Annotated in this window: 22 protein-coding genes; 10 read left to right on the top strand and 12 right to left on the bottom strand. The window is 58.8% G+C overall.

Annotated elements, in window-relative coordinates; genetic code table 11:
- Positions 1–164: 164 nt before the first annotated feature.
- Both ACMXX3_RS05985 and ACMXX3_RS05980 read right to left on the bottom strand, forming a co-directional pair.
- Entirely contained in the window at positions 165–2,135 is a 1,971-nt protein-coding gene (locus tag ACMXX3_RS05985; protein ID WP_421083838.1) for a hydantoinase B/oxoprolinase family protein, read from the bottom strand.
- 2 nt (positions 2,136–2,137) lie between these two features.
- Positions 2,138–4,174: a hydantoinase/oxoprolinase family protein gene (locus ACMXX3_RS05980; protein WP_421083837.1), complete on the bottom strand. Its 2,037-nt coding sequence runs from the start codon at positions 4,172–4,174 to the stop codon at positions 2,138–2,140.
- Positions 4,175–4,368: 194 nt separating this feature from the next.
- Between ACMXX3_RS05980 and ACMXX3_RS05975 the strand changes: the two genes are divergently transcribed.
- Positions 4,369–5,622 carry a PucR family transcriptional regulator gene (locus ACMXX3_RS05975; protein ID WP_421083836.1) on the top strand — a complete coding sequence of 418 codons (1,254 nt, stop codon included), beginning with the start codon at positions 4,369–4,371 and terminating at the stop codon, positions 5,620–5,622.
- Between the two features lie 114 nt (positions 5,623–5,736).
- On the opposite strand, the gene ACMXX3_RS05970 is transcribed toward ACMXX3_RS05975, so the two are convergent.
- Complete coding sequence (locus ACMXX3_RS05970) at positions 5,737–6,300, bottom strand: DUF4870 domain-containing protein (protein WP_421083835.1); 564 nt, start codon at positions 6,298–6,300, stop codon at positions 5,737–5,739.
- A gap of 178 nt (positions 6,301–6,478) precedes the next feature.
- Here ACMXX3_RS05970 and nadE point away from each other — a divergent pair, with 178 nt between their 5' ends.
- Positions 6,479–7,303: an ammonia-dependent NAD(+) synthetase gene (gene nadE, locus ACMXX3_RS05965; RefSeq protein WP_421083834.1), complete on the top strand. Its 825-nt coding sequence runs from the start codon at positions 6,479–6,481 to the stop codon at positions 7,301–7,303.
- An 89-nt stretch (positions 7,304–7,392) separates the two neighbouring features.
- Positions 7,393–8,634 carry an ATP-binding protein gene (locus ACMXX3_RS05960; RefSeq protein WP_421083833.1) on the top strand — a complete coding sequence of 414 codons (1,242 nt, stop codon included), beginning with the start codon at positions 7,393–7,395 and terminating at the stop codon, positions 8,632–8,634.
- Positions 8,635–8,648: 14 nt separating this feature from the next.
- On the opposite strand, the gene ACMXX3_RS05955 is transcribed toward ACMXX3_RS05960, so the two are convergent.
- The gene (locus ACMXX3_RS05955; RefSeq protein ID WP_421083832.1) at positions 8,649–9,386 is read right to left on the bottom strand and encodes a phosphatase PAP2 family protein; all 738 of its coding nucleotides are present in this window, start codon (positions 9,384–9,386) and stop codon (positions 8,649–8,651) included.
- A gap of 95 nt (positions 9,387–9,481) precedes the next feature.
- On the opposite strand from ACMXX3_RS05955, the gene ACMXX3_RS05950 reads away from it, so the two are divergent.
- Together ACMXX3_RS05950 and ACMXX3_RS05945 are read left to right on the top strand one after the other, a co-directional pair.
- Positions 9,482–9,937: a carboxymuconolactone decarboxylase family protein gene (locus tag ACMXX3_RS05950; protein WP_421083831.1), complete on the top strand. Its 456-nt coding sequence runs from the start codon at positions 9,482–9,484 to the stop codon at positions 9,935–9,937.
- A 68-nt stretch (positions 9,938–10,005) separates the two neighbouring features.
- The gene (locus ACMXX3_RS05945; RefSeq protein ID WP_421083830.1) at positions 10,006–10,371 is read left to right on the top strand and encodes a GNAT family N-acetyltransferase; all 366 of its coding nucleotides are present in this window, start codon (positions 10,006–10,008) and stop codon (positions 10,369–10,371) included.
- A gap of 179 nt (positions 10,372–10,550) precedes the next feature.
- Here ACMXX3_RS05945 and ACMXX3_RS05940 read toward each other — a convergent pair whose 3' ends face one another.
- The 6 genes from ACMXX3_RS05940 to ACMXX3_RS05915 form a co-directional block, all read right to left on the bottom strand.
- A complete protein-coding gene (locus ACMXX3_RS05940) occupies positions 10,551–11,855 on the bottom strand; it encodes a M18 family aminopeptidase (protein ID WP_421083829.1) in 1,305 nt (434 codons plus the stop codon).
- 10 nt (positions 11,856–11,865) lie between these two features.
- Entirely contained in the window at positions 11,866–13,005 is a 1,140-nt protein-coding gene (locus ACMXX3_RS05935) for a CPBP family intramembrane glutamic endopeptidase (protein ID WP_421083828.1), read from the bottom strand.
- 60 nt (positions 13,006–13,065) lie between these two features.
- Complete coding sequence (locus ACMXX3_RS05930; protein ID WP_421083827.1) at positions 13,066–13,791, bottom strand: hypothetical protein; 726 nt, start codon at positions 13,789–13,791, stop codon at positions 13,066–13,068.
- Positions 13,781–14,437, bottom strand: a complete 657-nt coding sequence (locus ACMXX3_RS05925; protein ID WP_421083826.1) for a hypothetical protein — start codon at positions 14,435–14,437, stop codon at positions 13,781–13,783. Before ACMXX3_RS05925 ends, ACMXX3_RS05930 begins: the two co-directional genes overlap by 11 nt.
- 135 nt (positions 14,438–14,572) lie before the next feature.
- A complete protein-coding gene (locus tag ACMXX3_RS05920) occupies positions 14,573–15,850 on the bottom strand; it encodes a glycosyltransferase 87 family protein (RefSeq protein WP_421083825.1) in 1,278 nt (425 codons plus the stop codon).
- Between the two features lie 6 nt (positions 15,851–15,856).
- A complete protein-coding gene (locus tag ACMXX3_RS05915; protein ID WP_421083824.1) occupies positions 15,857–16,372 on the bottom strand; it encodes a hypothetical protein in 516 nt (171 codons plus the stop codon).
- Between the two features lie 174 nt (positions 16,373–16,546).
- On the opposite strand from ACMXX3_RS05915, the gene ACMXX3_RS05910 reads away from it, so the two are divergent.
- Entirely contained in the window at positions 16,547–18,256 is a 1,710-nt protein-coding gene (locus ACMXX3_RS05910) for an McrB family protein (protein WP_421083823.1), read from the top strand.
- Between the two features lie 6 nt (positions 18,257–18,262).
- Positions 18,263–19,417 (top strand): McrC family protein, encoded by a 1,155-nt coding sequence (locus ACMXX3_RS05905; RefSeq protein WP_421083822.1) that lies wholly within the window; start codon positions 18,263–18,265, stop codon positions 19,415–19,417.
- Between the two features lie 20 nt (positions 19,418–19,437).
- On the opposite strand, the gene ACMXX3_RS05900 is transcribed toward ACMXX3_RS05905, so the two are convergent.
- On the bottom strand, positions 19,438–19,941 hold the full coding sequence (locus tag ACMXX3_RS05900) for a DUF456 domain-containing protein (RefSeq protein ID WP_421083821.1): 504 nt from the start codon (positions 19,939–19,941) through the stop codon (positions 19,438–19,440).
- 61 nt (positions 19,942–20,002) lie between these two features.
- Between ACMXX3_RS05900 and ACMXX3_RS05895 the strand changes: the two genes are divergently transcribed.
- The 3 genes from ACMXX3_RS05895 (at position 20,003) to ACMXX3_RS05885 (ending at position 24,089) form a co-directional block, all read left to right on the top strand.
- Positions 20,003–22,831 carry a multicopper oxidase domain-containing protein gene (locus ACMXX3_RS05895; protein WP_421083820.1) on the top strand — a complete coding sequence of 943 codons (2,829 nt, stop codon included), beginning with the start codon at positions 20,003–20,005 and terminating at the stop codon, positions 22,829–22,831.
- Positions 22,832–22,953: 122 nt separating this feature from the next.
- Positions 22,954–23,571 carry a lytic transglycosylase domain-containing protein gene (locus tag ACMXX3_RS05890; protein ID WP_421083819.1) on the top strand — a complete coding sequence of 206 codons (618 nt, stop codon included), beginning with the start codon at positions 22,954–22,956 and terminating at the stop codon, positions 23,569–23,571.
- Positions 23,572–23,687: 116 nt separating this feature from the next.
- On the top strand, positions 23,688–24,089 hold the full coding sequence (locus ACMXX3_RS05885) for a cupin domain-containing protein (protein ID WP_421083818.1): 402 nt from the start codon (positions 23,688–23,690) through the stop codon (positions 24,087–24,089).
- Between the two features lie 100 nt (positions 24,090–24,189).
- On the opposite strand, the gene ACMXX3_RS05880 is transcribed toward ACMXX3_RS05885, so the two are convergent.
- Positions 24,190–25,683, bottom strand: a complete 1,494-nt coding sequence (locus tag ACMXX3_RS05880; RefSeq protein WP_421083817.1) for a DUF1846 domain-containing protein — start codon at positions 25,681–25,683, stop codon at positions 24,190–24,192.
- Between the last annotated feature and the right edge of the window lie 35 nt (positions 25,684–25,718).

Genomic DNA, 25,718 nt, shown 5'->3' with positions numbered 1-25,718 from the left:
TCTGAAGCCTAGCTAGCTAAAGACTTATAGCGGTAGAGGAAGGCGGTCGTAGAACTTAGCAGTCTCGTGTAGCCTCGCTACCTAAAAGAACCCCCGAACCTGACACAAGATCAAGCTCGGGGGTTCTTCGCCCTCATGACGGCAGGCTCAGGGAGAGGAGGGAACTAGGCCCAGCCTGCCTGCGAGCGCCGCACCATCTGTTCACGATGCTGACGGGTTGACTCTGCTAGGAGCTCGCCGGTGCCCCAATCAAGGATCACACCGTATCGGCGGATAACATCGAGCATGTCAAGATCCCCGCTGCGGTAGCGTTCAGCAACTGACGCGGCGTCCTCGCTCAACCAGCCGGTGCGGTTCGCACGAATGAACTCGCGTTCCCGTGCCGTTGCTACCCCATCGATGCTGTACTCATCCAGTTCAGCGTCAATCACGCTCACCACTACACCGTAGTCAGCAGCGGCACGTTCAACCGACACGTAGCCGTCGATGACGTCCTCCAGTACCTCTTCAGCGGGGCGCTCCAAGGGGTCGCCGAACCCGCCGCCACCAGCGGAAGGACGGTAGAAAGTATCGCCAGCCTGAACCGGCTCTGACGAGAAGACCGACCCCAAGAACCTCTCATCATCGGTTCCCTTATTCAGCCATACCCCGTGAGGGATGGAGGGCAGGCCGCCTTCAATCCCCCAGGTAATTGAACGGGCCCGGTCACAGCAGTAGCTCATGACTGTTGACTCAGCGTCGGTGAGGGTGCCGCCTTTTTCGATGCCGCATCCTCCGCGGAAGCGGCCCGGGCCACCTGAATCTACCCCGATTTGGTGCATGGTGGTCAAAACCGGTGACAGACGTTCTTGGCCTTCACAGGGCTGAACTGCCAGGCCGGGTCCGAAGACGGGGGCGGTTGCGGTGGCGCCGTCCTTGCTGGCTCGTCCGCCCCAGCCACCTGCCATCCAGTCGTACCACATGAAGTAGGGTTTGCTGTCGAAGCGGGCATCGCGGCCGCCTACTAGGAGGTACTCGAGGTTGAAGGCACATGCCATCGCCCGGTCAGGCATAATCTGGGACCACAGCTCGAAGATTCCGTTCATCAGTTTCTCGTAGGGTCCTGCGCAGAAACCGGTGACAGCGTGCGGCCAGCCAGCGTTGACTACAGTTCCTTCGTCGCCGATATCGGCTGTGACCGCAGCGTAGAAGCCGGAGTTCAGCGGAACATCGGGGAAGAAGGTCTTTGTGCCGGAATAGATTGCTGAGAAGGTCGTACCGTAGCCGGAGTTCAAGAAGGTTTCAACGGCATCGGCACTGCCCTCAAGGTCGTAGTGTATTCCCTTGCCGTCCAGGGTCAGTTTAATCCTGATGGGTACCAGACCCTCAGGCTTACCGGGGTCGAGGTCAAGGTAGTCCACGGTTTCCCAGGTTCCCTGGGGCAGGTCGGCCAGGCGGCGACGGACCGTCCTCTCAACATAATCCTGGGTCTCTTGCATTGCTGCGACCACGGTCTCTGTACCGTATTTAGCAACCAGTCGGTGGAGCTCACGCTCGCAGACAGCTGTTGCCTCAGACTGTGCGTGTAGATCACCCAGTGCCTGTTCAGGGGCTCGTGTGTTGGCAACTAGAAGTTGGGCCACATCGTGCAGGAAAACTCCTCGGGAGAAAACACGCACCGGGGTGATACGCAGGCCTTCCCCAAAGTGTTCTGACGCCGACACGTCGAAGGAACCGGGGACCTTGCCGCCAATATCTGCCCAGTGCCCCTTATTCTGGGCGAAGGCAATAATCTTTCCCTCAGAGAAGATTGGGCGGATAAAGGATACGTCGTTGAAGTGGGTTCCGCCCCGGTAGGGGTCGTTGATAGCGAAAACATCGCCTTCATGGATGTCATCGCCAAACTGTTCGATGACGGCCTTAGCTTGGAAGTGTAAGGTACCGACGTGGACGGCGATATCGCCTGAGCCCTGCATGACGGTGTTGCCCTGCGCGTCGCAGAGCGCTGAGGAGAAGTCGCGGGAGTAGATAACGAATGAGTAGCAGGTTCGCAGGATCTGCTCACTCATCAGGTCGACACTAGTTGCAAAAGCATTCTTGAGCACTTCAAAGGTGACAGGGTCAAGATTGATGTCTCGTTCGGTTGCGGTAGCCACGGCTATTCCCCCTTCTTGATGTGGATGCGGATGTTGAGCCACTCATCGATTTCTGCGGTGGCGTAGGGTGGGACGACGGTGGTGGAGTCGAGCTGGTTGATAATTGCTGGACCATCGAAGGTGGTGCCTGCGGCAAGATCAGGACGGTTGTAGACCGGGGTATCGTGCCAGGCGCCTTCGAAGTAGACCGGGCGACGTTCGGACGCTGGTGCTGGGGCCTGCTGGATCACTTCTGCTGGGCGGAAGCTCGGCTTGGGTACCTTGCCGATTGCCTTCAGGTGTAACTGGTAGACCTCAACCGGTACGTCGTCCTGGCGGAAGGCGAACTCGCGTTCATACTGTTCGTGGAAGGTCTTGATCGCTTCAGAGAGGGCACCGGGGCCTGAACCGATATTGACCTGCAAGGAGCGCCACTGCCCCTGGTAGCGCATTGAAATCTTGCGCTGGAGTACGGCGTCTTCGTCCTTAACTCCTTCGTGGTGGAGGCGTTCGCTTGCTTCTGCTTCAAGCTGGGTGAAGGCCTCGTCGATAGCGCCTTCGTCGGCGGTAGCTGCTAGACCGGTAAACATCTGGGCGAAGTCATGCTGAATATCGACGAGCAAGCACCCCATTGCGCTGGTGACGCCGGGGTTGGGCGGTACTACAACGGTGGGGATTCCAAGTTCCCGAGCGACGTCCGCCCCGTGCAGAGCACCTGCGCCGCCGAAGGCTAGCAGGGCGAAATCACGAGGGTCATAGCCGCGGCGGATGGATACCAGACGCACCGCATCGGCCATATTGGCATTCGCTACCGACACGATAGCCTCAGCTGCTTCTTCAGTACCCATGCCCAGGGGTTCACCGATGACGGTATTGATTGCTTTCTCTGCCAGGTCTTTACGCAGTTGCTTTACGCCGCCGGCCAGGGAGGTGCCCAAGCGTCCGAGCACCACGTTGGCGTCAGTGTTGGTGGGGTTCTCTCCCCCGGTGTTGTAGCAGGCCGGGCCAGGGTCAGCACCGGCAGATTGGGGGCCGTTTCGCAGAGAACCGGCAATATCGATATGGGCAAGGGAGCCACCGCCTGCGCCGATAGTGAGCACCTCGATGGAGGGGAAGGTGATGGGGTGACCGTACTCGACCTCCCACTGTTCAGAGACGCGCAGCTCTCCATCAGCTACCAGGGCAATGTCGGTTGAGGTACCGCCCATATCGAGGCTGACAGCGTTCTTGTAACCACACTGCTGGGCGATGTGCTTGGCTGAAATAGCACCTGCGGCGATACCTGATGCGGCTAGACGCACGGGGAATTTTTCAACCATGCGCGGGGTCATGGAACCGCCGCCTGAGTGTAGAAGCAAAAGGTCGCCCTGGTAGCCACCGTCCTTGAGCTCATGATCCAGACGGTTGACGTACCCTGACACCAAAGGCGCAAGGACGGCGTTCGCCACGGTGGTATTGAAGCGTGGGTATTCGAAAATTTCGGGGAGAATCTCAGCGGAGGTTGATACGGTTGCCCCGTCGAGTTCTTCCTCAAGGATTTCGCGCATACGCAGCTCGTGAGCCGGGTTGGCGTAGGAGTTGAGGAAGCACACGGCAACGGTGGTGACGCCGCGCTTCTTCAGGAGCTTAGCGAGGGCGCGAGCTTCAGCCTCATCGAGCGGGGTGATGGTCTTGCCGTCAGCATCAATACGCTCGGTGACCTCAAAGCGGTCACGGCGACGAATGTAGGGGCCTGAAACGTCATTGTAGGCGTCCCACAAATCGTCTTTGGTGCCGTCACGGATTTCAAGAACATCACGGAAGCCGCGGGTGGTCACCATTGCACCGGCAGCGAAATTACGGGTAATCAGGGCGTTAGTTGCGACGGTGGTACCGTGCGAGAACTGGACGACCTCTGAGAGGTCAATCTCTCCTCGTTCAACGCCATTCATCACAGCGATCATGGGGTCGTGCGGGGTTGAGGGCACCTTGGTGACGCGCATGGTCTGGGCGTCATCATCGAAGATGCAGACGTCGGTGAAGGTGCCGCCTACGTCGACGGCTACGCGGGTTCGAGTCATGAGGGGTTCCTCCATACAAATAGACCTGTTAGGTAGGTCTCAGTGTATAGGGGTGATGTTTCAGGTTTTTATGTAAAAGTTACAAATTTATAAGGGTTTGGTTAGATTTTTTACTATATTGAGTTACCTAGATTACTCCCCGGTGAGATCGGGTGCACACTACGCTCTGGAGCAAGAACGGAGGCTGATTTTCTATGACCGAACCAGGAGCAGGCACAGATAACGTCCAGGCACTACAGCAGCGTCTTCACATGACAAACCAGCTTTTAGACGCCCTCGCCCACCGGTTGCCCTTCAACAGTTTGACTCAGCGCATGGGCAAACTGTGCGGCGGATCAGCACTGATCTACCGCATGGATTCGCAGGTGGTCGCTTCATCGGGGACGGCGCCATCCCGCCTCATCTGGCAGGAAGTCCAGGAAGCTGGAACGCGAGAGCGCACGGTCTACGCCGATATCGGACGCTGGTCTATGGTTGCCCGCAAGGTTTCCCTCCACGGCGGCCTCCACGTCATTGCCCTAGCATCTCAGAGCCACGAGAAACTGAAAGCTGTTGCAGAACCTATGCTCGACACAGCAGAACGGCTCATCAGCGCAGTCTACGGGGTCAGCTTTGAAGCCCTCCAGGAAGAACGGCGAGATAGGGAGCGCTTGCTACTCCAGCTCCTCACCGGGGTCCAGCCTGCCCAAGAACATCACTACTGGGCTGCACTCGAAAAGTTTGGTTTTACGTCCTACAGCTCTCTGAGGGTACTTGATATCGCTAATTTTTCGGGGGAAAACGTCACCGATAGCCAGCTCTCACTGCTCAGCCGCCGAGCTCGAGCCCTGCGCCTTCCACTTCTGATTCGTGCACAGATGGCAGGTAATGACACCCCGGAATCGGTAGCTGCCGTCGTCCCCAACAACGACACCGCCGAGCAATGGGTGGGAGAGATTAACGAGCAGTTCCTAGTGGGAGCCAGCGAACCTTTTGGCCAACTCCCGGCGGTGCACAATAAGTTCAGGGAGGCTGAAACCGCACTTCAGATCGCACAATCCCTGGCAAACCGTGCCGGGGCATGTGCGGAGGTTCCACCGGTCTACTTAGACCGCGTCGATATGGCCAGCTGGGTTCTATCCCAGGCGAACGGGGCAAAGCTACACGAAAGGTCCCAACGCACAGTGCAGGCCTTAAAAACTGCAGGCATATACGAAACGATTCTGATGTATTTAGCCTGCGAGCAGAGTATCCCCCAGACCGCTCGCAGGCTATTTATTCACACCAATACTGTGCGCTATCGTATTCAGCGCGTCCACGAGGTGATAGGAAGCCCCATCTCTGATCCCTTCACAATAACGAACCTGACCCTGTGCTTGCACCCGCAGCTGGTGGCCCTCAAGAGCGATATCGAGTCAGGCCGGAGTTCAACCTCAACTATCCCCGGACCAGGCCGAGGCAGGCACTAGACCCAGCCGTCCGTACCGGCACCTAGGAGGCCCAAGCCAAAGCAGGGCCCTGACGTGTAACGATAAACGTCAAGGCATCAGGGCTCTCGCAGATGAGCGGACGCACCCACCAAACTACTTGAGTACCTTAATCACCACTGGGTAGTTAAACACTTCGCCGTTATTGGCTTTGACCGCAGCAAGAATGTGCATAACAAGCAAGGCCACCCAAACCCCGATGAAGATGATCCAGGTAAATAGGCCCGCTATTCCAAAAGTCACGAGAGTAAGTACCCAGGCGGCAATGTTGACCAGCCAGAGGGTGAAGCTGAAATTGAAAGCCCCTGCGGCAGCTACGCGCACAAACCCGTAGCCCGGCTTGTCCTTGTAGATAGCCCAGAAAATCAGGGGGCCGATAAAGTTGGCAAAAGATGCGGTCAGCACCAGGCCCAGCAGACCCGAAAGATGGGCAAACATAGCCATGTTCTTAGCGTCAGCAGGGATGACGTTGCCGTAAGCATCGTAGGTAGGGGCGCCAAAGCCAGGCTGCTGCCCGTAACCGTACTGACCTCCCTGGGGCTGACCCTGCATGCCGGGCTGCTGCTGAGAGGGCTGGCCTTGCTGCGGGTTCGAAGGGCCGTTCTGACCCTGCTGATTGTAGTTACCGTAGGGGGCCTGGTTCTGGTTCTGCTCGTTCATATCGACCTGTGTTCCGTTCGGGGTTGGTTCTCTTGCTTTCCACCATAGCCAATCCGAAGAGGTAAGGGCGAGGAACGTGCTCACTCTCCACCGCGAAATCATTCTCTGGGTGGAGAGTTAACCGGTCCGTTACGCACCCAGGGTGAGCCTGAGACGTAGCTGGCAGTAGCATAGAGTCATGCGCGAACTACAGGCTCACATCATTGAAGAACTGGGCGTGAAGCCCGAGATTGACCCCACCGAGGAAGTACGCAAGCGCGTGCAGTTCCTAGTGGATTATTTGAAGGCCACCGGTACCCGCGGTTTCGTCCTCGGCATTTCAGGCGGCCTTGACTCGACCCTGGCGGGCCGTCTCTGCCAACTAGCCGTTGAAGAACTTGACCTAGAGGGTATCGAAGCTGAGTTCATCGCCGTCCGCCTGCCCTACAAGGTGCAGGCCGATGAGGACGACGCCCAGGCAGCCCTGCGCTTCATCATGCCCCAGCAGACCGTCACCTACAACATTGCAGAGGCCGTCGACGGCTTCAAATCAGCTTTTTCAACTGCTACCGGCCGTCCTATCGCTGACTTCAATAAGGGCAACGTCAAGGCCCGGGCCCGCATGATTGCCCAGTATGCCCTGGCCGGTGAGAAGAACCTACTGGTGGTCGGCACCGACCACGGCGCTGAGGCTGTCACCGGTTTCTTCACCAAGTTCGGTGACGGCGGGGCGGATATTATGCCCCTCTTTGGCCTGAATAAGCGGCAAAACCGGGCCCTGCTCAAGGTGCTTGGGGCCGATAAGAAGCTGTGGGAGAAGGTGCCTACCGCCGACTTGCTCGACGGCAAGCCCGGCCGCACCGACGAGGACGAACTGGGCGTCACCTACGACCAGATTGATGACTACCTCGAGGGTAAGGACATTGACCCGGTGGCAGCTGAGAACATCGAGGGTAAGTTCTTGCGGTCGCGCCACAAGCGCACTACCCCGGTCACGATTTTTGATTCTTGGTATAAGCAGTAACATTCATGGGTGGCAAATCTCCACGATAAGGGTGGCAAATCTCCATTCCAACGGTGGTAAATATCCACGCACTCTCTAAAATAAGGAGTATGACCACCCCCTTCCCGCGCCATCTTTACCCCATCTGCCAAGAGCTCCTTTTAGATACCCCCATTATGGTCATCCAAGGGGCCAGGCAGGTGGGGAAATCTACCTTGGCGCAACAACTCGCCGGAGAACAATCAACCGTCGTTACGCTTGATGATGCCGGTCAACGAGAATTCGCCCAGGCTGACCCCGCTAGATTTCTACAGCAGGCCAATGGGCACACCCTCGTGATCGATGAGCTCCAGCGTGTTCCTGAACTGACCTTGCAACTCAAAGCAGCCGTTGACCAGGACCGACGCCCAGGGCGTTTTATCATTACAGGCTCAGCTAACCTTCTCAAAACGAGAGGCTCTGGTGACTCGCTCGCGGGACGTCAAGAGTCAGTGACGCTTCGCCCCTTGAGTGTCGGTGAACAGCTCTCACTCCCCCCTGAAGATTTTGTCAGCTGGGTTCTTGCCGGAGCACAAGGCGACTTCACCGCCCAGGACCCCGCTCCCTTCGTCCTGAAAGGTGGTTATCCTGTACCTCTGCTCCGCACCAGCGAACGCACTAAACGGTCGTGGTTCACCAACTATGTTGACGCATTAGCTACTCATGATGCCGCAGAAATTGAAGAAGGAGATTTTTCAGCACATCTCCGAAACCTTATGAGCTATCTTGCAACTCACGGAGCCCATGAGCTCGTCAAACGCCGAATAGCTCAGCATCTAGGCACCAGTGAAACAACCGTGAACAAATACATCGGGTTGCTTCAACGCATGTATCTGCTAGAAGAGGCCCCCGCTTGGGGCCTCAACTATGGCTCTCGGGTTATCCGACGCCCTAAAGTCGGGTTAATAGACACCGGTTTAGCAGCATCATTGACCGGGTTCACCCTAGATAAAATCGCTACTGTTGGTGGAAGGGAGCACTACGGTTCTCTACTGGAACAGTTTGTCACCAATGAGCTGCTCAAGCAGCAAGAATGGAGCGATACGTCCTTCCGCGTGCATCATTTCCGGGAGCGCAACCAAGAGGTTGATCTCGTCCTAGAACTCAACGATGGTCGCCTTATCCTCCTCGAGGTGAAGAGCCGGTCTGTCGCTGGCGTAAGGCAAGCTGGGCATCTTCAGGCTATGAAGGAGCGGTTAGGCGACAGGGTCGCAGCAGCAGCTGTTCTTTATACTGGTGAGCTAGCTTTTTCCCCCGAGCCCTGGCTTCATGTTCTTCCGATATCAGCGCTGTGGGCGCATCCGCGCGTTTAAGCGCACCACCCCGGTCACGATTTTTGATTCTTGGTATAAGCAGTAACTAGAACCAGGTGGACCAGGCAGGCGATGGCTAGCCCCAGGGCTAGGCCGCCTAGCACGTCGCTTGCCCAGTGTACCCCCACATAGATTCGGGAAAACCCGATCGTTACCGCCAGGACGCCGAGCCCTACCCCCAGGGCACGGCGTCCTTTCTGTGTTAGGGCCGGGTAGGCGGTGAAAAAGAGGGCAGCGCAGAGGGCGGCGGTGCTGGTGGAGTGGCCTGAGGGGAAGGAGAAGGTCACTTCCTCCACCAGGCGGTGGGTGAGGGAGGGGCGGGGGCGATCAATGAGGTTTTTGAGAACGGTGACGGCCAAGGGGGCCAGGACCATGGTAGCGCCCAGGCCGATGAGGGGCCAGGGGTGCCGGTAGCGCCAGGTGAAGATCCCCAAGGCTACCAGCACATAGATTGTCATGGGCAGGGTATTGAAAGCCTGGGTGAGCGCCGAGAAGAAGGTATCGAGCGCAGCGGTGCGCCAGGTCAGTGACGCCCGCCAAATGGCATCGTCGATAGGGTTCGTGAGGGCCTGGGCGTTGACCAGCCACATGGCCACAAACACCAGTAGACCCGCCAGGCTAGCGCGGGCTAGGTGGGGCCCTAGTCCCGCCAGCTCACCGAGGGCAGGAAGGCGGGCGGGGGCGTCCTGATGATCAGCGGGCGGACGGACGCGCACCCCACCTGGGCGGGGCTGTTGGGGGCTGGGGTTCACGGGGTACCTCTCTTGACGGGAGCACCCTCTAGGATACCGGTTGGCCCGACTGAGCTTCTCTGCCCAGTTCCGGGCCGGGCCAGTAAGCTAGTGCTATGTCTGATATCCCTAAAGAGTTTTATCTTGATAAGTCCGACCCGGCAGCCTGGGCAGCTTTTGGTGCCCTGAGTAAGCAGGCCGGTGCTTCTGCCCGCGCAGCGGGGCTAGACGACCAGCTGATTGAACTGGTCTGCCTACGCGTTTCACAAATCAATGGCTGTGCCTACTGCCTGAAAGTGCACACCAAACGCGCTATCAAGGCCGGGCTGAGCGAGAACCGCCGGGCCCTGGTGGGCGTCTGGGAGGAAAGCAGTGAATATAGCCTGACCGAAAAGGCTGCCCTCTTTATAGCAGAGACGGTCACGAAACTTCCCTGCCCCGAGGACCGCGATTTTGCCCGCACCTACGCCCGGGGCGTGCTGACCGATGAGCAGTACAGTGCTGTGCAGTGGCTGGCGATTTCGATGAACGCGGCTAACCGTATCTCTATCATGTCGCAGCACCCGGCCTAACCACCCGCCCGGGAATACCTGAATGGGCAAAGTGTTGAGGTAGGTAGACCCGATGAAAGGACTTCCCCATGAACGCAACCCTTGAAAACCCGGTTGTTGCCGAGCGCGAAGAAAGTGGCCGCGGCGCCTACGAGATTTTTGCCGATAGCTCCGGCAGCCCGGCGGGCTTCACCGAGTTCTTCACCTATACCGAAGGCGGGGGCAACCAGCGCATTTTCCCCCACACCGTGGTCAAGGAGGAATTCGGCGGGCACGGGCTGGCCTCCAAACTCGTCCAGAGCGCCCTCGACCAGGCCATTGAGGCCGGGTATGAACCGGTCATTGTCTGCCCCTACATCAAGGCCTGGGTGGAGAAACACCCCAACTACGCCGAAAAGACCCGCAAGCCCGAACCTGCCCACCTGCGCTTTTTGGCCCAGGCTATGAGGGGCTAAAACTTAGCCCCTTCAGAACTGGCCAGGCGCGGGGGGGCAGGCGGAGTGCCGTCGGCCCGCGTGGATCGGGGCTGGCGATGAATTTCGACGAGCCCTCCAGGGCGAGGCGAAAGAATGGTTGCGGGCCTAGGCACCTCTGCCTGCCCCTCAGCCCGCAACCTTTGTCGCTTCTTTCCGCGTTAGACCCGGTAGAACCCCTCAATAGCGCGGGTTAGGTAGGCCATGTCTGCAACGGTGGTGAGCTCGCGGGCTGAGTGCATGGAGAGCAGGCCGACGCCGACGTCCACGGTGCGCATACCTAGGCGGGTGGCGGTGATGGGGCCGATGGTGGAGCCACAGGGGACATTGTTGTTGGAGACGAACTCCTGGTAGGGCACACCAGCCAGGGCACAGGCCTGGGCGAAGATACCGGCACCGATGGCGTCGGTGGCGTAGCGCTGGTTGGCGTTGATTTTGAGCAGGGGCCCACCACCGGGGGCAGGACGCACGGTGGTGTCGTGGTGGCCGACGTAGTTGGGGTGGGCGAAGTGGCCCGCATCAGAAGAGAGGCAGACCGACTCAGAGATAGAGCGGCGGTAGGCTTCAGCGGAGTCGCCACGGGCCTCAGAAAGCCGCACCAGGACGTCCTCTAGGAAGGGCCCTGCTGCCCCGGAGCGCGATTCTGAACCGATCTCTTCATGGTCAAAAGCGGCGAGCACGGCGGTCTGGGCAGATTCTGCCCCCGACTCGGCGTACCGGATCAGGGCGGTGAGGCCGGCGTGGACGGAGCTGAGGTTATCCAGACGCCCGGAGGCAAAGAGCTCATCGTTCTCACCGAAGACGCGGGGTTCGGCGGCATCGGCGAACATGAGGTCATAGCCCACGATGTTTTCGGGGTCAACGGCCCCGCCTTCGGCGCGTTCTGCCAGGTAGGCCAGAACATCGCCGGTGGAGTCGCCGAAGCCCCAGACGGGGTAGAGGTTGCCCTGCTTATCGAGTTTGAGGCCCTCGTTGGCGGTGCGGTCCAGGTGGATGGCAAGCTGGGGGACGCGGGCAATCGGGCCGGTGGCGACCAGGCGGGTTTCGAGCGTCCCGTCCACCAGCACAGTTAGGCGACCGGCCAGGCGCAGTTCGCGGTCCAGCCAGGAGTTGAGCAGGGGGCCACCGTAGACTTCGACCCCCACCTGGTTCCAGGTCAGGGTGCGCACCGAGGACTTGGGCTTGACCTTAAATCCGGGGGAATCGGTGTGGGCCCCCAGCACCCGGTAGCTTTCATGCCGGGCACTACCGGCCCAGGCGATGATGGCACCATCGCGCACCACGAAGTGCTTGCCGGTCGCAGCTGTGCTGCCCCAGGCGTCCTGCTCGCTCAGCTCGGTAAAGCCGGCGGCGGTCAGGCGGCGGGCAGCCTCGGCCGCCGCGTGGAAGGAAGTGGGGGACGCAGTGACGAAGGCAGCTAAATCATCAATATTGGCTCGGGCATCGAAAGTCTGTGAAAGAGTCATAGAGCACATTTTACCGGACAGGCTGTGCCCCCTCAGGGTGGCCGCCCTTGACCCAGACCTGGGCAGTACGGGTGCGTTCTATGCCCTTCTTACGGGCCACCCAGATAACTACCAGCACGAACAGGCCGTTCGATACCAGTGCCGAGATAAACATACCCACGGTAGAGCCCTGCTGCAGGAAGGGGTCTGCCATGCCCAGCACACCAAAGCTCATAGCCAGCAGATTATTCACCACGTGCAGAGCAATAGCCGCTTCGAGCCCACCGGTGCGCCAGGTAATGTACCCGGCAGCCAGGCCCATGACTAGTATGGAGAGCTGGCCCCACAGGTCGTAGAGGTGCCCCAGCATAAAGAGCGGGGCGGGAATAATAATTGCCCAGGCCGGGTGTTTGAGCCAGCGGCCGATAGTCTGCATGAGGTAGCCGCGGAAGACCAGCTCTTCGGCGTAGGCCTGCACCGGTACGACCAGGATAATGGCCACCAGCATGGCGATCAGACCGCCGGTAGGTAGGCTGGTGCTGGGAATATAGCGGGCTCCCACAGCAAGGTCGAAGGCCAGGGGCAGAACCACAACGAGCAGAGCCGCTAGACCACAGCAGGTTGCCAGCCAGCCCCAGCGCATACGCCCGGCGACCGAGTGAATCAGCCCCCAGGGCTTGGGGCCCAGAATCAGGCGGGCGACCCAGAGAGCGGGGAACATGAGGGCTACAGACCCAAACAGGAAGATGGAGATGGAGGGGCTGCGCAGAGCCTCTTGTTCAAGGGCTTCTGTGCTAGCAGAAAACAAAAGGTAGCTGGGGTCAGAAGGTAGTAAGGGATCAAGGCCCAGCAGGAGCACGAAGAAGAAGGCGACAACCGATAGCAGAAACAGCACCAGGTAGAGCGGCACCCCGATGACGGCTTCGACCAGGGGCTTCCACCAGGCACCTTTAGGGTCGGCGTGGGAGAGCCGGTGATAGCCCAAATCCTGCTGTTCTTGCCGGTAGCCGGGTCGCCAGCCGACCGGTGGCAGGGGTACCGGGTTGGGGTGGGGTGCGGGCACCTGCTCCTGCATATGGGCGGACGCCGGTGCGGCACCGGGTGCCGCACCCTGCGCTGGGTGGTGGGCAGGTGTTTGCCAGGGAATGTACGGGTCGTTGGGAGTGCTCATGCCTCTACCCTACAGGGCAGGTTTACAGAGAAAACCGAGGAAAGGTTTTCTTACACAGGTCTAACGCTCAAGAATTTGAAGCAACCGCTTAAGCGAATCGACCGATGCAGTATCTGAAGATGCTTTCAATGAACCCTGAATTCCTTTTTTCAGCCGGTATTTTTGTTTACCACTTAACTCAACTAAGCGCCTTCGTTCCCCTACACTAAGCACCTGACTCAGCAGAGCTATATCGGCAAGGTGACGACTTTTATCAGTGTCCCCATTATTCAAAAGTGCAGAGCATTTCCCGTATAAAGCTCCTAGCGCTGTCGGGCGGTTAACGGCACCTTGGCGTCCTTCTACCTGTACTACTACTTTCTCAACATCAAATAAAACAAATTGAGCTCCCCGGGTCGGTAGAAGCTTGCCGAATCCCGGGTAGTTCCACGACAGCGTCCTCAAGCTTAAGCCAGAGGGAACAAGAACATCGATCCGAGCCCGGCCCCGCACCCAACGGTGGTTTTGCCCGCTTGCATTATGTCCATCTGCAGAAAATCCAATGTGATCAAGGGCCTCATAAAATTCGGAGATATTAGCACGGCGAGCTCTCACATCAAGTACAACGTCGATGTCATTCGTTGCCCGCGCACCAAGATGCTGCCTTTCTTCAAGAAGAAGCCTCGTAAGACTACCGCCAGTTATTGCCCATCCATCTGGCATGTGGAGAGCAATATCAAAGAGAGCCCACCAGGCCTCTTTTTCAGCCTCGCTAAAAGCATGAATTTTGACGGATCTAGCCTCCATTACTAAGTCCTCGCATTATCTGCTCAAAGAGCTCTCGTGCACGAGTTCGCGAACGAGGGTTAGTATCTTCATAAAGATCAGCGGCAATATGTAGGCGTGAGATAGTCTCGGGGATATCCCCTACTCTGAGCCGCACATTATGCTGGGCTTTTGTTGCAGGAGATAGAGAATAGAAAAGTACGATATCTTCTAGCTGTTCCTTAGAGACATAGGCATCAACCAGAGTTCCATTTATTTCTGCTAGGGGGTTGCTGACACCGGTAAGCTGTGAGGCAAGCTCTTGGGAAAGTTCAGCGATTTCCTGATAAGAGAGCAAGAAGTACTTCACATCGAGGTCTGTTCTACGAGCAAAGCTAAGAAAACGATTAAAGCCTTCCACTTTTAGTTGCTGAAGTCTTTGCCCAGCTCGGTGCTTGCGCTGAGGTGAAAGTTCTAAGGAAAAATTGTCAGCGATAAGAGCTAAGTCGTTAAAAGCTTGAGCTGAGAGAGGGCGACCAGCAGATAATTTTTCAGCAGGTTGGGGTTCCTCTTCAATGATCCACTGATGCCCGAATTTACGTGCCTTAATCAGCCCCCGCTGGGCTTTAGCTCGTACAGCCCTGGGGGTTATACCTGCTTTTTGGGAGTACGCTTCAACAGTTATCATTCCACAATTATACCGACACCGGCACAATTATGGAACGCCTCTCAGCTACCCCCCCCCCTGTCAAAGTGCTAGACCGGCCTACTTCACTATTTCAAGTGCCTTTGCGAAAGCTTGCACGGTGCACGGCCTGAGGGGCTAGACTGCCGGGGCCCGCCGGTAGCGTACTGCCACCAGAACCCAGGCCAGTACCACGAGGGTCAGGCAGATAATGGGCAGGGCGGACGTCACCAGGGCTAGGTGGGAGAGCTCATCCAGATTGTGGGTGGTGGGGTCCATCCGAATACCAATACGCATGGGCCCGTAGATCAGCCCGGCGCAGCCCACAAGCGCCAGGAGGCCCGCCGTCCACTGCACCGCCCGGGGGGCCAGCGAGAAGAAGGTGGGGAAGGCGTCCAGCCAGAGAGCGGCGATGAGCAGGGGCAACCAGATGTTGTGGTGGGACCAGGAAATGGGCGACATGGCCATCATCAAGAACCCGTTCAGAGCTATCTGGGAGAGCACCATACCCCGGCGGTGCAACACCGGGATCAGGTAGGCAACACCCACCAAGAGGGCCAGGATCAACCCGAACCGCAGGGCTGAGAGCAGCGGCCCCTCGGTCAGACCCAGGTGTAGGAGCCAGCCCAGGGTTGAAATGTTATCCACATAGTTGATGTTGCCCACGCGGGAGGGATCTGAGATTGCAAAGAACCAGAACTCGCGGGCGGTGGCGGGCATGAAGATGAAACCAGCGGCAACTGTCGAAAAGAAGGTGACTCCCAGGGTGAGCACACCCTTGATGTCCCGGCGCATGAGCAGGATCAGGCCGAAGGCTAGCGGGGTGAGCTTGATGCCACCGGCAATACCGATGAGCACGCCACGGGGCACCCGGGTTGCCGGGCGCAGCAGGTCAAGGAGCACCAGTAGCAGAATCAAGGCGTTAATCTGGGCCAGGCCAATACCGCGGTCCCAGGGGCTTGCCATGGTGATGCAGGTAGCCATGACAACAACCAGTGAGCGGCTCCCCAGCAGGGCTTCCCCGGGCACGGTGATACCGCGAGCGCGCGCGTGGTTGAGAATGAGCACCGATACCCACAGGGCTGCTAGAACGGCTAGTAGGGTCATGAGCCCGGTGCCTGCCCACAGGGGGAGGAAGGCAAAGGGGGCGAAGACCATGACCGCAAAGGGCGGGTAGGTGAAGGGCAGGGTGATGGGCTGCCCGTCCTCGAGGTAGTAGTTGTAGAGGGTTTTGCCGGGGTAGAGGTCGCCGAAGACCACGCCTGCGCCGGTGCGGTAGACCTCGAAGTCCTGGCCGTTGAGGATCATGGAGTGGCGGATGTGCCACTGCATGACAGCGATGAAAAAGACACCCGCGAGCACCGGCCAGATAATATTCCGGGCGGGCAGGCGGGTATCCAGTTTAAAAATATCCACTTCGGGTTACTTCTCGGTTTTTTCAGCTGTGGACGCCGTCGCGGGGCTTCCCTGCCCGGCCTCGGGGGCGGGGGTGCCGCCGTCCTTACGGACGGCCACCAGGTTGGTGCCGCGCTTAGCCTTGGCGCGACCGGGTAGGCGGCTCCCGGGCTTCTCGGACGGCTCAGCGGCAGGCTTTTTGGGCAGGGCGGCAATACGCAGGGCCAGCTCAAGTACGAGCAGGGTCAGGGCTGCGTAGAAGACGTAGTAGGAGGGGTAGAAGTAGTAGAGGCTGGCGTTCCAGCCGGCGACGGTTGCCCCTAGAACGATCACGGAGAGGGCTGCAAGCACAATGTGCGCCAGGGGGAACCGGCCGGGGTTCTCGCGGTTGCGCCAGGTGATATACACCGACATGAGGGCGAAGAGGACCGGGAAGAAGATGTGGCCGGAGAGGGCCATGGCGTCGTCGCTGTAGCGGAAGATTCCGAGGGCCTGGACGATGGCGGTGGCGGCAAGAAGGAGGGTGGCGGGCAAAGTTTTCACGGGTCAATAGTTTACCGGGTAGCTTCGCTGAGGCTGTAGGCTGTTTGAGCTCCACCTGCGCTTTCACATTTTCTCCAGAATCTTGAAAAGTAATTCTTCCAGAAATTACTTGATGTTCTAGTTCTGCATCGTCAAGGAGGGTAGCTTTATATCAATACTGACGAAAGGATATCCATGGTATACGGGAATTATGAGGCAGTAGAAGCCCTTGCCCAACAGTTCAAAGATATTTCCCTCATCGGTCAGCAGTCGATTCTGACCGGCGAACACATATGGATTCCTCAATACTTCGATGAGCTCTACAATGCGTATGTTCTCAGTTTGGATGAGACCAGAAGATCTTTTGAAAGTAAAATCAACATTCAACTCAGCGGTGTGACCTCACAAGCTCGGCAGCTATTTGCTGAAATTTATATTCTCGATATGCTCCCCCTTGGAAACATTGGTCAAGAGCGCAAGCTAAAGAATATTAACTCTGTACTTGCAGGCTGCGACCCTGCCGTTGGTTTAACCCGAGAAATTACAACTACACTTCGAGCCGGTGTTTTTAATGGAGGTCATGGATACAACAACTACCGGTGGGGACACTTCGTTTTTGCAATTCAGTTCGGCCAAGCTTTTAGCCGCCTCTCCTTAGAGGAACGTCAGCGACGACTCTCAACTCCAGACGAAATTGAGAATACTATCTACTCCTTGGTAGATGATGTAGAAGGCAAGGGGTACGCGGGGTTTCAAAAAGCCCTCTGCTACCTTCTAGCACCACAATTTTTTGAGCCAATTATTTCAACTGACCATCTCAGAAAAATCACCACACACTTTGTAGGTCAGCTCAAAGACGATGAGCAAGACCTCTCATGGCAACGACAGGCTGCCCTTATTCGTCAGCGAATCGCTGAAGAACGTCACTCTGAGGATTGGCACTTCTACCTCGATAGCGAAGAGTGGGCTGGCGAGGCAAGCAGCGATACCAGCGATCAGCAAGTATCAGCTACTGACACCACCGATATGAGTGGTGAAGCCATAGAACCAGCTCCAGAACTCATGCTGCCTGACGAAACTGCGAACAACCTCAATGTCTCCCAGCAGTGGCTTGATCGCTTCATCACCGTACTTGGCCAGCGCCATCAGGTGATTTTGCAAGGCCCACCGGGTACCGGTAAGACATATCTGGCACGTCGTCTTGCACGAATTCTCGCCGGGGCTGAAAACCGAGTCAAACTCGTTCAGTTTCACCCGGCCTACACCTATGAAGACTTTTTTGAAGGCTTCCGCCCAGTACTCGACCATGTCAGTGGCACCACTTCACTACAGCTACGGCAGGGGCCTTTAAGGCAACTAGCCGAAGCCGCGGCTGAACAACCGGACCAAAATTTCTTCCTTATTATCGACGAAATCAATCGAGGCAATTTAGCACGTATCTTCGGTGAACTCTACTTTCTCTTGGAATACCGTGACCACGCCGTAGACCTCATGTACTCCCAAGACCAGTTCTCGCTACCAGCTAATCTCTACATCATTGGCACGATGAACACCGCAGACCGGTCAATCGCTCTCGTTGATTCAGCCATGCGCCGCCGATTTGCCTTCTTCAATCTCCACCCAGAACAAGAGCCGACAGCCAACGTCCTTGAACTGTGGGCTCGCAAGCAAAACCTTTCAGGTGTTGTCCTTGACGCCTGGAAGGAACTCAACCGGCGAATCCCCAACCCAGATCTTAAAGTTGGTCCGTCATACTTCATGCGTAAGGAGGCCTTTACCGAAGAAGGACTCAAACTTATTTGGGACTCAGAGATTCTGCCACTTCTGGACGAATACTTCTACGGGCAGACCGGCACCCGGGAACGCTTTGCGTTAAACACCATTCTCTCTGAACTAGCTCAGTAAAAACCTATGCGTTCCCTCAAGCTCAAAGAAGCAGGAGCCCACCGGGCTGTTGAACTCTCAACGCCCCAGGCTCGCTGGCTCATCGACCAGAAAATCGCCTCCGTACAGCCCAGCTATGTTCCAGGAACCTACGACTTACAGGTCGAGAATGTAGCTGGAATCGTGGCTGTTGATAACCTTGTCATTCATATTGAGCCCAAGCTCCCCATACGATCCCTGCTTTGGATGCTCGATTACTCATCTACCGGTATTGACTGGCGCCCCGAGGAGGTAGCCCTTGAAGGGCAGACACTGACCTCAGCCATGATGAGCCTTTTATGCACCTTCATTGAAGACGCTACTCGTCAGGGGCTCATCAGTGGCTACTGGCGCACCGAAGAGTCCTTACCCTATCTCCGTGGCAGGATAAGAACCGCAGAACAGTTCAGCCGTCATCATGGCTTGCTTTACCCTCTTGAGGTCTCATTCGACGAGTACAGCAACAATATATCTGAGAACCGTATTCTGCTCTCTGCCCTCATTGAAGCAGAAATGTTAGTGCCTCATGATGACGGGGCTGTGCAGCTTTTGCCACGAATTCGTGCTCTCCTGTCACGCTTTATCGGGGTAGTCCCGCTTCACCCGGGTCAGCCTCTGCCCGCTTACCAGGGGGCAAGACTCACTGCGTCTTATCAAAAAGCGCTTAATCTTGCCGGTATCTTTCTTAGCCATCGAGGTATCGACACCGCTCTGGGGAGTATTCCTGCCCGAGGGTTTCTTCTGGATATGCCCCAACTCTTTGAGGGCTTCGTGGTCAAAGCTCTCCAGAAGCAGACCTCAGATTTTATGGTGCAAGGTCAACTTTCCACTCCGTTTGTGAGTAGTGACAAGGGGGAAAGGCGAAATATCCGCCCCGATATCATCGTAAAGAACCACCACAGGATCCGATTTGCGATGGACACGAAATACAAGCGGGCTAATCCCACACTCAGCGATATCTACCAGCTCAACGCCTACGCTGACACCCTGAAACTGGAGGATGTCACCCTTATCTATGGTGAACACGCAGAACCCGAGGTGTTGACGACTGAGGCGGGCAAACGGATTCATGTTCGCGGTATCGACCTGAGCGCTCCCCCAACCGAGATCCTAGCGCAAATAACCGACCTGCTCACTCAATAGATGCGGGTACCGGGTTGCGGTTAGGCGGTGATGAAGTAGGTGATAGCGCAGATCGTGAAGATGGTGCCTGCGGTCAGGGCGGCTGCTAGTTCGATGAGGATGCCGATGCCCATGGATTTGAGGGCGGCTCCGGTACTGGCTAGAGAGTTGCTGTAGTCGCCGCGGCTCCGGCGGGTTTCTGCGATGAACAGGGCAGCTGCGAAGCCGATGAAGAGACCGACGACGGGGATGGTGAACATACCGATGACCGCGCCGACAACGCCCCACAGGATGGATGAGTTGGGGATTTCTCGTTTCTTGAGGGTACGGCCGGTGAGCAGGGCCTGGGCGGCCATGCCTGCCAGCATGATGGGAAGGGCCAGACCCAGGAGCCACCAGCCCTCAGGCCCGCGCAGGGTCAGCCCCCACAGCAGGGTGCCGCCGAGAACTGCGAAGGAGCCGGGCAAAATGGGGTAGACAATACCTACGATGCCTAGGCCAATCAGCAGGGCGGATATAAGGGTTATCACGATAGCTAGGGTCATACTGCTCAGTCTACCCAGCTTGCTATAATCGGCATTACGCATACAAGTTTTTGGAGTTGAGATGCCTGAGAAGGACGCCGCACCCCGGCCCGGTTACCGCGAGCAGCTGACCCTGGGGGCACGTCCGCTCGACGCTCCCGGTGCACCGGTCACCGACCAGCAGGCCCGCGATATCGCCAGCGGCCGCCGCACCTGGCACCGGAAGGCATCTAAGCCGGTGTCGGTGTGGATGTTCGCCCTCTTCATCGTGCTCATGGCCCACAGATGGATCCCTGAATCCCTCTGGCTCATGGTTCACATGGTCACTCTGGGTCTGATTACCAACTCGATTCTGGTCTGGTCCCAGCACTTTACCGAGGCCCTGCTCAAGCACAAGCTCCCCGATAGCGCTAGGCCCGTGCAGCTGGCCCGCATCTACACCCTCAACGCCTCAATGGTGGTGCTCATGGTGGGCGTAGTCTTTTCCCTCTACCCGCTGACCGTGCTGGGCTCGGTAGGCGTGGGTGCTACGGTCACCTGGCACGGGGTCGCCCTGTTACAGCAGATGCGTGCCGCCCTACCCGCCCGCTTCGGGGTGACAATTCGCTACTATATTGCAGCCTCCTGGCTACTGCCGGTGGGTGCAACCTTCGGCGCCCTACTGGCCTACGACGGCCTCAACGCCAGCTGGCACGGCCGCCTGCTCCTAGCCCACGAGGCCGTGAACCTGCTGGGCTTTGTAGGTATCACCGTGGTCGGCACCCTCATGACCCTGTGGCCCACCATGCTACGCACGGTCATGGTTCCGGACGCCGTTACCCGCTCCACCCGCGCCCTGGCAGGTCTGTGCGCGGGGCTGGGGCTCACCGTGGCAGGTGCCCTGGCAGGTCTTACCTGGCTGGCCGTTGCTGGCCTGCTTCTCTACGCAGCCGCCCTGGCGCTCGTCCTTACCCTGATGGTGCGCACCACCGCCGCCAAGAAACCCTCCGACTACGCCACCTTCTCAGTAGCCGCCGGTATGATCTGGCTGACCACCGGCGTCCTCTTCTCCGCCTACCTGGTGGCAACCTCCCCCTTCGACTCCCTGACCCTGCGCCCGGTCACCCCCATCTTCGTTGCGGGCTTCCTCGCCCAAACCCTGCTGGGCGCCATGACCTACCTGCTCCCTGCCCGCATGGGCGGCGGCCCCAAAGCCGTGCGCGCCGCTAACACCGAATTCAACCGCTTCGCCGCAGGCCGCGCCATCATGGTCAACCTCTCCCTGCTCATCTTCCTCCTGCCGGTTTCCTTCACCGGGTCCTGGGTGCGAACCGGCGCCTCCCTGCTCGGCGCCTTCACCCTCTTCGCCTTCATCCCCCTCATGCTGCGCGGGGTGCGGGCCTCGGTGAGCGTCCGCAAGGCCATGATCCAGGCCCGCGCACGCGGCGAAGCCCCCACCCCAGACCCGCAAGCCCTCACCCCCGTGCCAGCCCCCCACCTGCGCAACGCCCTCATCGGTGTGCTCGCCGTAGCCCTGGTGTTAGCCCTGGGAGTGGCTCTCGACCCGGCAGCCCGCGCCCGCCTAACCGCAGGAGCATCCACAGCTAGCGCCACCGGCCAGACCACCACCCTGGCCGTTGAAGCCACCGCTGATATGCGCTTCACCCCCGATACCGTGGAGGTGCCGGCGGGCAACCGCCTGGTCATTGAAGTCACCAACACCGACACCGTCAACGCCCACGACCTTACCTTTGCCAACGGAGCCACCACCGGCCGTATCGACCCCGGGGCTACCAAGACCGTGGACGTCGGCGTCATCACCGGCGATTTAGAGGGCTGGTGCTCGGTGGTCGGGCACCAGGCCATGGGTATGACCTTCACGGTGGTAGCAAGCGGGGCGGACGCCGCCCAGGCAGGCGCCAGCGACAGTAGCGGCTCAGCCCACGCTGGGCACAGCGCAAGTAGCCCAACCCTTGCTTCAAGCGATATTGACCTGCAGGGCGATATCTCTGATGACTACCAGACCCGCGACGCCGCCCTCGCCCCCGTACCCGAGGGAGAAACCGTGGACGGCCGCACCGTGCACCGCCAGACCCTCGATGTGCAAGAACTCCCCCGTGAAATTGCCCCCGGGGTCACGCTTAACGCCTGGACCTTCAACGGCTCCTACATGGGCCCCACCCTGCGCGGGCGCGTGGGCGATATTTTTGAAATTACACTCGTCAACAATGGCAGCATGGGCCACTCGGTAGACTTCCACGCCGGAACAGTCTCCCCCGACGAGGTCATGCGCACCATCGCCCCCGGCGAATCCCTCACCTACCGCTTTGAGGCAGTACGCTCAGGTATCTGGCTCTACCACTGCTCCACCATGCCCATGAGCGCCCACCTGGCAGCGGGCATGTTTGGGGCGGTTATTATCGACCCCGCCGACCTGCCCGAGGTAGACCGCGAATACCTGCTGGTGCAGTCCGAGGTGGCGCTAACCGAAGCCGCTAACAGCCAGAGTTCCACCGCCGAGCCGAGCGAAGGCGTCCTCACCGACATCTCACCCGAGGGGCTGGCCGCAGGCACCCCTACCCTCACCCTCTTCAACGGGCACGCCACCCAGTACCTGCGCGACCCGCTCACCGCCCGCGTCGGCGAGCGCGTGCGCATCTGGGTGCTCAACGCCGGGCCTAACGGTGAGCTGAGCTTCCACGTGGTCGGCAGCCAGTTCGACACGGTCTACAAGGAAGGCGGCTACCTGCTCCAGGGCGGCGTAGACGCATTTGGCTCCAGCGGGGGCGGCGCCCAGGCCCTCGACCTTTCTGCCGCCCAGGGCGGATTCGTTGAGATGGTCTTTAAAGAACCCGGCACCTACACCTTCGTCAACCACAACTTTGCCGCCGCCGAACGCGGGGCCCACGGGCAGATCATCGTCAACGAATAAGCAACCCTGCACACACAAAAAAGGTAGGACGCTCCCGCCTTCCGGTTGAGTGCGTCACCTTCAGGGGTGCAGATACAGGGACGGCTCCCAGAAAACTACACCTATCAAGTAATCTGTAAGTAATGACAAGTGAACGCCCCAACCCCAATCTCGCCCTGCGCATCGGCGCAGGCCTGATCGCGCACTGGCAGATTCTTGCATCAGCACTCCTGATGTCGGCCGGTGTCGCGGGGCTTTCTGCTACCTACGAGGACTACTGCGGGCAAACCGACCTGACCTACGCCCCCACCGAGCTGCGGGACGATATTGAAGCTGCCGCCGACGTCGCCGGCCTCCGCGCAGGCGTCCTAGCGGCCCAGCTCGAAACAGAATCAGACTGGGTAATTACTGCAGAATCCCACGCTGGCGCCCACGGCCTGGCCCAGTTCACCCAAGACACCTGGGATATCTGGGGCGAGGGTGATATCAACAGCCCCGAAGACTCCATCGCCGCCCAGGGCCGCTACCTGGCTTATCTTTCTGAGCGCCTAGCCCCCTATGTCTCGGCTGAAACTTCACTTCAGGATATTGTGCTGGCAGGCTACAACGCCGGGCCCGGTGCCGTGGAGGAATTTGGCGGTATCCCACCCTACTTTGAAACCCAGAACTACGTGGTCAAAATTGACGAGCTGGCTACCACTAAATACGCGGTGACCTGTTCCCCCTCCCCTGACTTCAAACAGGCAACCCTGATTCGATAACCCCGCGCCCCGGGGTGCAAGAACCGAATCCAGAGAAAAATACATATATCCTATGCAATTTTTATCTCTTGTCGGGTGATAATGAGAGAACCATCCAAGCCTCACAGGAGATACTCGTGACCTCAGCATCCGTTCCCTCAGACCAGCTCTTCCCCCAGGGCAAGCCTGCTCCTGCCGGTTCTTTCACCGGCCAGGCCTATATGCACCCGCTGGCACCCAGCAGCCAGCTACAGTCCCTGGCTGTTACCTTCGAGGCCGAAGCCCGCACCAACTGGCACACCCACGACGTCGGCCAGCTCATCGTGGTGACCTCCGGCATCTGCATCTACCAGCTCGAAGGCCAGGAACCCCAGACCCTCACACCCGGTGAGGCCTTCTTCTTTGAACCGGGCGTCAACCACTGGCACGGAGCCACCAGCGATGGCCCCATGACCCACATCGCCGTCACCCCCTTCAACGAGGAGGGCGAATTCGTTAACTGGGGCGCACCCGTCGACGAAGCCACCTACACCGGCTAACCCCAGCACACCTTAAAGAAGGACGCCGCCACCTGCTCCCCTGCCCTCAGGCAGGAAAGCGGGTGGCGGCGTCCTTACTCAGAAGCCCTACCGGGGCAGCCTAGCGCTTCTGGTAGAGGGCCTTCTTCTGGAACTTAGGGTCGGAGGTGACCAGCATGCCCAGGGAACGGAAGACCCCCTCGTCCACCGAGCCCAAGATGGTGGTGGTGTGGACGTCCGCCCCACGCAGGTTTTTCAGCTGCTCCAGGGCCTTACGGGCGTCCTCGTCATGGGCCGCCGAGGTTGAAAGGGCAATCAGCACCTCGTCGGTGTGCAGGCGGGGGTTCTGGCTGCCCAGGTGCAGGGTCTTCAGGCGCTGGATTGGCTCAATCGCTTCATTGGTAAGCAGGTGCTTGGAATCGTCCAGACCAGCTAAGCGCTTGAGAGCGTTCAGCAGGGCGACGGCCGAGCAACCGAGCAGGTCGGTGGTCTTGCCGGTGACGATAGTGCCGTCGGGCAACTCAATCGCAGCACCGGGAGCGCCGGTGGTCTCTTCGCGCAGGCGGGCGGGGGTTACGACCGGGCGGTCGGTTGCCTTGATACCGGCCTTAGCCATGACGACGGCGGCGCGGTCTGACTGGGTGGAATCCAGGCCGCCGCGGGCCTCGTCCACCAGGGCCTTGAAGTAGCGGCGGATAATCTCCTGCTCAGAGGCGTACCGGCAGGCAGCGTCATCGGTGATGCAGTTACCGGCCATGTTCACGCCCATGTCGGTGGGCGACTGGTAGGGGGTGGTGCCGGTCATCTTCTGAAGCAGCACCTTGAGCAGGGGGAAGGCCTCAACGTCACGGTTGTAGTTGACGGTGGACTGCCCGTAAGCGGTCAGGTGGAAGTGGTCGATGACGTTAGCGTCATCCAGGTCAACCGTGGCTGCTTCGTAGGCCAGGTTGACGGGGTGCTCTAGGGGCAGGTTCCAAATGGGGAAAGTCTCAAACTTGGCATAGCCTGCCTTCACACCGCGCTTGTTCTCGTGGTAGACCTGCGACAGAGCGGTTGCCAGCTTGCCGGACCCGGGGCCGGGGGCGGTAACAACAACCAGGTCGCGGGTGGTTTCGGCGAACTCGTTACGGCCCAGGCCGTCCTCACTCACGATCAGGTCGGTGTTGGTGGGGTAGCCCGGAATGACGCGGTGGCGGGAGACCTTCAGGCCCAGGCGCTCTAGGCGCTGCTTGAAGGCAACAGCCTTGGCGTTGTCGTCCTCCATTTGGGTAAGCACGACGTGCTCCACCAAAAAGCCGCGGTCGCGGAAGACGTCCACCAGGCGTAGGACATCATCTTCATAAGTGATGCCAAGGTCTGCGCGGATCTTATTCCGCTGCAGGTCCTTGGCATTCAGGCAGATGAGGATTTCAACTTCGTCGCGAATCTGTTCGAGCATCGCGATCTTGTTGTCGGGGGTAAATCCGGGGAGCACACGGGAGGCGTGCATGTCGTCAAAGAGTTTGCCACCCATTTCGAGGTAGAGCTTACCGCCGATTTCTTCGCGGCGCTCCTGGATGTGTCGAGACTGCATCTCGATGTATTTCTCACGGTCAAAACCAATTTTGTTCACCATGGAATTTAAGCTTATCAAGACGGAGGCCCGGACGC

Source organism: Rothia nasimurium (assembly GCF_049068285.1).
GTDB classification, from domain to species: domain Bacteria; phylum Actinomycetota; class Actinomycetes; order Actinomycetales; family Micrococcaceae; genus Rothia; species Rothia nasimurium_I.
Note: the sequence above shows the minus strand (reverse complement) of the source record. Positions and strands in the feature narration are given on the sequence as shown.

Coding starts and splice junctions, on each gene's coding strand:
- ACMXX3_RS05895 (WP_421083820.1), top strand. CDS start 20,003: ATGCCTGAGAAGGACGCCGCACCCCGGCCCGGTTACCGCGAGCAGCTG.
- ACMXX3_RS05975 (WP_421083836.1), top strand. CDS start 4,369: ATGACCGAACCAGGAGCAGGCACAGATAACGTCCAGGCACTACAGCAG.
- ACMXX3_RS05940 (WP_421083829.1), bottom strand. CDS start 11,855: ATGACTCTTTCACAGACTTTCGATGCCCGAGCCAATATTGATGATTTA.
- ACMXX3_RS05980 (WP_421083837.1), bottom strand. CDS start 4,174: ATGACTCGAACCCGCGTAGCCGTCGACGTAGGCGGCACCTTCACCGAC.
- ACMXX3_RS05880 (WP_421083817.1), bottom strand. CDS start 25,683: ATGGTGAACAAAATTGGTTTTGACCGTGAGAAATACATCGAGATGCAG.
- ACMXX3_RS05935 (WP_421083828.1), bottom strand. CDS start 13,005: ATGAGCACTCCCAACGACCCGTACATTCCCTGGCAAACACCTGCCCAC.
- ACMXX3_RS05905 (WP_421083822.1), top strand. CDS start 18,263: ATGCGTTCCCTCAAGCTCAAAGAAGCAGGAGCCCACCGGGCTGTTGAA.
- ACMXX3_RS05970 (WP_421083835.1), bottom strand. CDS start 6,300: ATGAACGAGCAGAACCAGAACCAGGCCCCCTACGGTAACTACAATCAG.
- ACMXX3_RS05910 (WP_421083823.1), top strand. CDS start 16,547: ATGGTATACGGGAATTATGAGGCAGTAGAAGCCCTTGCCCAACAGTTC.
- ACMXX3_RS05925 (WP_421083826.1), bottom strand. CDS start 14,437: ATGATAACTGTTGAAGCGTACTCCCAAAAAGCAGGTATAACCCCCAGG.
- ACMXX3_RS05930 (WP_421083827.1), bottom strand. CDS start 13,791: ATGGAGGCTAGATCCGTCAAAATTCATGCTTTTAGCGAGGCTGAAAAA.
- ACMXX3_RS05950 (WP_421083831.1), top strand. CDS start 9,482: ATGTCTGATATCCCTAAAGAGTTTTATCTTGATAAGTCCGACCCGGCA.
- ACMXX3_RS05945 (WP_421083830.1), top strand. CDS start 10,006: ATGAACGCAACCCTTGAAAACCCGGTTGTTGCCGAGCGCGAAGAAAGT.
- nadE (WP_421083834.1), top strand. CDS start 6,479: ATGCGCGAACTACAGGCTCACATCATTGAAGAACTGGGCGTGAAGCCC.
- ACMXX3_RS05890 (WP_421083819.1), top strand. CDS start 22,954: ATGACAAGTGAACGCCCCAACCCCAATCTCGCCCTGCGCATCGGCGCA.
- ACMXX3_RS05960 (WP_421083833.1), top strand. CDS start 7,393: ATGACCACCCCCTTCCCGCGCCATCTTTACCCCATCTGCCAAGAGCTC.
- ACMXX3_RS05900 (WP_421083821.1), bottom strand. CDS start 19,941: ATGACCCTAGCTATCGTGATAACCCTTATATCCGCCCTGCTGATTGGC.